Source organism: Thermoanaerobaculia bacterium, from assembly GCA_018057705.1.
Taxonomy (GTDB): Bacteria; Acidobacteriota; Thermoanaerobaculia; order Multivoradales; family JAGPDF01; genus JAGPDF01.
Map to the genome: position 1 here is coordinate 1 of JAGPDF010000148.1, position 5,446 is coordinate 5,446.

Consider the following 5,446-nt stretch of genomic DNA (forward strand, 5'->3'; position numbering starts at 1 on the left):
TTCTCGTGACCGAAGAGCTCGCTCTCGAGAAGGTTCTCCGGAATCGTCGCGCAGGAGACCTCGATGAACGGCCGCGAGCGTCGCGGCGAGGCCGAGTGGATGTAGCGCGCCACGACGTTCTTGCCCGAGCCGCTCTCGCCCTGGATCAGGATGCTCGCGACCTCGGACGCCGCGACCTGTTCGGCGGTCTCGATGACCGCGCGGAACCGTGGCGAATCGGCGATGACGGTCTGGGAGAGATGGCGCTCGCGGCTCTGCTTCGACGCCTGCGCCTCGAGCTGGTCGCCGCGCACCGCGAGCGAGCGGTGCACCAGCGCCACCAGCTCGGCCTGATCGACCGGCTTCGAGAGGAAATCGAGGGCGCCGAGCTTCATCGCCCGAACGGCCTCGCCCACCTGGCCGAGCGCCGTCATCACGATGACCACGCTGCCCTCGAGGCGCTCGCGATTGGCCTCGTAGAAGTCGAGGCCGTGGCCGTCGGGCAGACCGAGATCGAGCAGGACGACGTCCGGCTGGCGGCTCTCGAGGTGCGCCGCAGCCGAGGCGAGGTCGGGCGCCGCGAGCACCGTGTGGCCGGCGCGCTTCAGCTGCTGCTCGAGTGCCCAGCGCAGGAGCTTCTCGTCTTCGACCAGGAGGATCAGGGCCATTTTCTAGGGCGCCATCTTCTCAGAGTCGGGAGCGAGGGCGGGGCCGACGGCCGCGGCACGAACGGCCTCCGGGTGCCCGGCGGGCAGGATGATGAGGAACGACGTCCCCTTGCCGGGCTGCGAGGTGACCTCGATGCGGCCGCCGTGCTGTTCGACGAGACTCTTCGAGATCGCGAGGCCCAGCCCGGTGCCGGTGAACTTGGTGGTGAAGAACGGCTCGAAGACGCTCGCGAGCTGTTCCGGGGGGATCCCGGGTCCGTTGTCCTCGACCGCGACGACGACCGCCGCCTCGGCGGGGAAGCCGCTCGCCCGCACTGTGATCCGCCCACCCGTTTCCTGCATCGCCTCGGCGGCGTTCTGGATCAGGTTGACCAGAACCTGGCGGATCTTCGCCGGATCGAGCTCGAGGGCGGGGAGGCCTCCGGCCGCCTCGGTCACGAGCTCGACCCGCTGGCGGCGCAGCGACGGGCGCAGCAGCTCCGAGGTCTCGCCGAGGAGTTTGCCGAGATCGGTGCGGGCGAGGCGCAGCGGCGCCGGGCGCCCCGACTCGAGCAGGCGATGCAGGATGACGTTGACCCGTTTCAGCTCGGCGAGCATCTCCTCGTAGATCCGCACCGTGTCGCCGTCGCCGGAGTCGTCGCGCAGCACCTCGAGGGCGCCCTGGATGCCGGCGAGCGGGTTCTTGATCTCGTGCGCGAGGCCCGCGGCGAGCTGCCCCAGGCTCGCGAGCTGATCGACGTGGGCGAGGCGGACGGCGACGTCGGCTTCGCGCTGGCGCTGCCGCGAGAGGAGCTCCCGCAGTCCGCGATGGACCTCGGCGGTGACCGGATCGAGCGGCAGCGCCGACGAATGCGGCCCGAGCGCGCCGGCCTCGCCCGCCGAGGCGGCACGCAGCTCCTCTTCGAGCCGCGCCGACGAGCGCCGCACCGTCCACTGGACGAAGATCGCGACGCCCGCGATGAGCGCCAGCCAGGCCCCGAGCAGCCAGCCGATCCGCCGGCGCATGAGGGTGCGGATCTCGCGCAGCGGCTCGGTGAAGTCGAGGCGCATCGCCGCGGCGCCGCGTGTCGAGCCGGCCTCGTGGCAGCGCGAGCAGGAGACCCCGGCATCGAGCCGGACGAGGCCGCGCACCCACTGGCGCGACTGGGCGTCGGTCTCGATCCAGGTTTCGCTGCGCGCGCTCTCGTCGGCGAGAAATTTGCGCACCCGCTCCTGCTCGGCGCGGTCGATCGACAGATTCTGGGAACCGAGCGGCGTGCCGTCGCGGCGGTAGAGGCGGAGGCCGATCGGATGATTCACCGCCAGGGTGCGGGTGAAGGTGTGGGGGTTCTTCGCCCCGGTGGCCGCCATCTCGGCGGGCGACAGCAGCGGCATGTCGCGCACCGCCTCGTCGAGCTGGAACCGTGCGGCGGTCGACGCGGCCTGGGTATAGGCGCGCTCGAGCAGGGCGAAAGTGCCGAAGTAGAGGGCGGCGAAGGCGCCGAGGTGAATCGGCACCAGCAGCCCCCAGAACCGCACCCGGGAGGCCGGCAGCACCCGGCGCGCGAGCGGCAGCCGGGTCTCGCCCGACGGCGGACCGGAAGCAGAGGAAGGTGCGGACATCGCTCCGCACTATACCGATCCCGCGGCCCGCCGGAGGCCGCCCGCCCTGGCGATCGTTCTCCGCCGGCGCCCCCCGAATTCCGAGGTGTGCCCCTGCACACAGGGGTGGGGGCGATCCGCCGGCCGGTGCGAGATCATCACCGACGGGGGGAGGCCGGTCATTCGGGCTCCCAGGGGAGAACGCCATGAAACTCTGGATCGAGCGACTCGGTTCGCTCAAGCTGACGGTTGTGCTTCTGCTGGTGGTGGGCGTGGTGCTCGCCGTCGGCACGATCTTCGAATCGCTGCGCGGCGCCGAGGCGGCGCGCGCGGTCTACTACGCACCCTGGTTCTTCGCGCTCGAGGGACTCTTCGGGCTGAATCTCCTGGCGGCGCTCATCGTCCGCTGGCCGCGCAACCGCTGGCGGATCGGCTTCGCCCTCACCCACACCTCGATGCTGCTGATCCTCATCGGGGCGATGATGACCGTGATGTTCAAGGTCGAGGGCCGCCTGCCGATCTGGGAGGGGCAGTCTTCGGACGTCGTCTTCCAGGGCGACAAGGAGGGCGACATGCCGCCCCTCACCCTGCCGTTCAAGGTGCGGCTCGACGCGTTCGAGATCGACACCTACCAGGGTACCCAGCGGCCGGCGATGTTTCGCAGCCGTGTCGTCGTGGAGGAGCCCGGCGGCACGGAGCGCCCGGGAGTGATCCAGATGAACCAGCCGCTCACGCACGGCGGCTTCACCTTCTTCCAGTCGAGCTACCAGATCCAGGGCGGACGCGAGATGACGATCCTCTCGGTCGCGAAGGATCCGGGTCAGACCGTGGTCTTCATCGGCTACACCCTGCTCGTCATCGGCATGATCGTCGTCTTCTTCACCCGCCTCGCGCAGCAGCGCATGAACGACGCCCTGCTCGCCGAGGCCGAGGCCAAGGCCTCCGGCAAGCCGGGCAACGGCAGGCTCGCCGGCGCGAGCGCCGTGCTGCTCTTCGGCCTCGCGACGGGACTCCTGGTCGCGCCCGTGCCGGCGGAAGCCGCGCTGGTGCCGGAGGCCGGACAGATCGAGGCCCTCGCCGCCGTGCCGGTGCAGTTCGACGGCCGCACGATGCCGTTCGAGACCCAGGCCAGAAACGTCGTCTGGACGGTGACGCGCAAGCGCTGCTGGCCCGGCGTCAAACCGGTCGCCATGGTCGCCGGCTGGGTGATCGACCCGCAGGGTTGGCAGAACGAGCCGATCGTGCGCGTGCGTGCCGACGTCGCGGCGCTCGCGGGGCTCCCGTCCGGAACCCGCTACGCCTCGTTCCGCGACCTGGTCTCGCGACCAGCCCTGATCGAAGCGCTGCGCGCCGCCGAAGCGCGGGCCCGCAACGAGGAGAAGGGTCCGAAGCTCGACGAGCATCTGGTCGAGCTGTCGGATCGCCTCACCACCCTGCAGGCCTACTTCCGCGGCGAAATGCTGCGCATCGAGCCCGCCGCCGATCCCAACGCCGCCTGGGGCGCCGTCCGGCCACCCTCGGCCGCCGCGCTGCTCGCCGCCGTCGAGCAGATCCGCGGCCGCGCCCCGGCTCACTATCCGACAAGGGAAGCCATCGCGCGCGAGCTGCGCTACACCCGCGCCGACACCACCCAGCTCGCCTGGTGGCTGCTGGTCCCGGCCGCCCTCGCTGCCGGCTTCACGCTCACCCGTGACCGCACCTGGCTCCTGTGGATCGCCCGCCTCGGCATCGTCGCCGGCTTCGCGGTGATGACCTGGGGGATCGCGCAGCGCTGGCTGGTGGCGGGCCGCATCCCGGCGTCGAACATGTACGAATCGATGCTCTTCCTGGCCTGGGGCGTCGGTCTCTTCGCGGTCATTTCGCTGCTCCTCGGCAACCGCATCCTGATCTTCAACTCGGCGGCGATGTCGGCGGTCGCCATGCTCCTCCTCGACCGGCTGCCGATGGATCCGTTCATCCATCCGATGCAGCCGGTGCTCTCGGGCACCCCGTGGCTCGCGATCCACGTCCCGATCATCATGGTGAGCTACGCCACGCTCGCCATCGTCACGCTCTTTGCCCACGTCGTCGTCGCGGTGGAGATCTTCGCGCCGCACCGCCGGGAGATGGCCCGGCGCTGGAGCCAGCTCGCCTACTGGTATATCCATGTCGGCTCGATCCTGCTCATCGCCGGCATCCTCACCGGCTCGATCTGGGCCGCCTCGTCGTGGGGCCGCTACTGGGGATGGGATCCGAAGGAGGTCTGGTCGCTGGTGGCGTTCCTCGCCTACATGGCGATCCTCCACGCCCGCTTCGACAAGCAGATCGAGGACTTCGGCGTCGCCGTCGGCTCGATCGCCGCCTTCTGGATGATCCTGATGACCTACCTCGGAGTGAACTACGTGCTCGCCGCCGGGCTCCACTCCTACGGCTTCGGAAGCTCGAATCTGGTGACGATCATGGCGGTCATCGCTCTGGTCGAGGTCGCCTTCCTCGGTGCCGGCTGGATCGCCGTCCGCCGGCGGCTGCGGGCCGCCTGATGTCCCAGCCGGCCTAGCCCGTCGAGGCCGCGACGACGACGTTGCGCGTCGCGGCCTCCGGCTCGACGAAGCCGAGGAGGGCGTCGCCCTCCTTCTCGAGCGCGCGCAGATCCCTCTTCAGGAGCTTCCCGAACGGCTGAAGCATGAGCGTCGCGACTCTCTTCGTGCGCTCGATCCTGCAAGTGCCGGCGACGAACCCGTCGACGAGAAAGGTCGCCGGGATCTGCAGGTTCTTCGTCACCAGCCGCGGGCGATACTCGTCGGCGACGATCCGGCTGCGGTCGTCGTGGCCGAGCACCAGATTGTCGTACTCGGGGAGGAAGCGCACCGGCGCCGGCGTCTCCTCCGCGGGGCGCGGGGCCTCGGGGAGGTCGAAGAGCTCCCGCCCGCGCCCGTCGCGGAAGGTCGCGAGCTCGCCGCGCAGCGCCTCGAAGGTGGTGCGCAGGCCGCCGAGGCCGGACCAGTTCTGGGCGTCGGCGATGCTCGCCGGTCCGAACGCCGCGAGGTAGCGCCGCACGAGCGCCGGCAGTCCGGCGTTGCCGGAAGGGATCTCGCGTTCCAGCCAGTGCTCGGCCAGTGCGAAGGCGGCCGCGGCAGGAAAGCCCCAGCCCGAATCGTCCGGAACCTGGACGAGCGGCAGATGGGTGCGGACCGCGTAGCCCATGGCGCGCTCGTCGGCGACGGGAAAGCGCTCCGCCA

The 5,446-nt window shown here is 70.6% G+C and carries 4 protein-coding genes; 1 reads left to right on the forward strand and 3 read right to left on the reverse strand.

Annotated elements, in window-relative coordinates; genetic code table 11:
* Window positions 1-647 (reverse strand): sigma-54-dependent Fis family transcriptional regulator (locus tag KBI44_21290; GenBank protein MBP9147020.1); only part of this gene is annotated, 647 nt, incomplete at its 3' end.
* A gap of 3 nt (window positions 648-650) precedes the next feature.
* Window positions 651-2,249: a hypothetical protein gene (locus tag KBI44_21295; protein ID MBP9147021.1), complete on the reverse strand. Its 1,599-nt coding sequence runs from the start codon at window positions 2,247-2,249 to the stop codon at window positions 651-653.
* 185 nt (window positions 2,250-2,434) lie between these two features.
* On the opposite strand from KBI44_21295, the gene ccsA reads away from it, so the two are divergent.
* Complete coding sequence (ccsA, locus tag KBI44_21300) at window positions 2,435-4,747, forward strand: cytochrome c biogenesis protein CcsA (GenBank protein MBP9147022.1); 2,313 nt, start codon at window positions 2,435-2,437, stop codon at window positions 4,745-4,747.
* Window positions 4,748-4,760: 13 nt separating this feature from the next.
* On the opposite strand, the gene KBI44_21305 is transcribed toward ccsA, so the two are convergent.
* Window positions 4,761-5,446, reverse strand: a 686-nt coding sequence (locus KBI44_21305; GenBank protein MBP9147023.1) for an AlkZ family DNA glycosylase, incomplete at its 5' end; no start/stop codon positions are given.

What these genes read in the sequence shown, in the direction of transcription:
- KBI44_21295 (MBP9147021.1), bottom strand. Translation starts at nt 2,249, where the DNA reads ATGTCCGCACCTTCCTCTGCTTCCGGTCCGCCGTCGGGCGAGACCCGG.
- ccsA (MBP9147022.1), top strand. Translation starts at nt 2,435, where the DNA reads ATGAAACTCTGGATCGAGCGACTCGGTTCGCTCAAGCTGACGGTTGTG.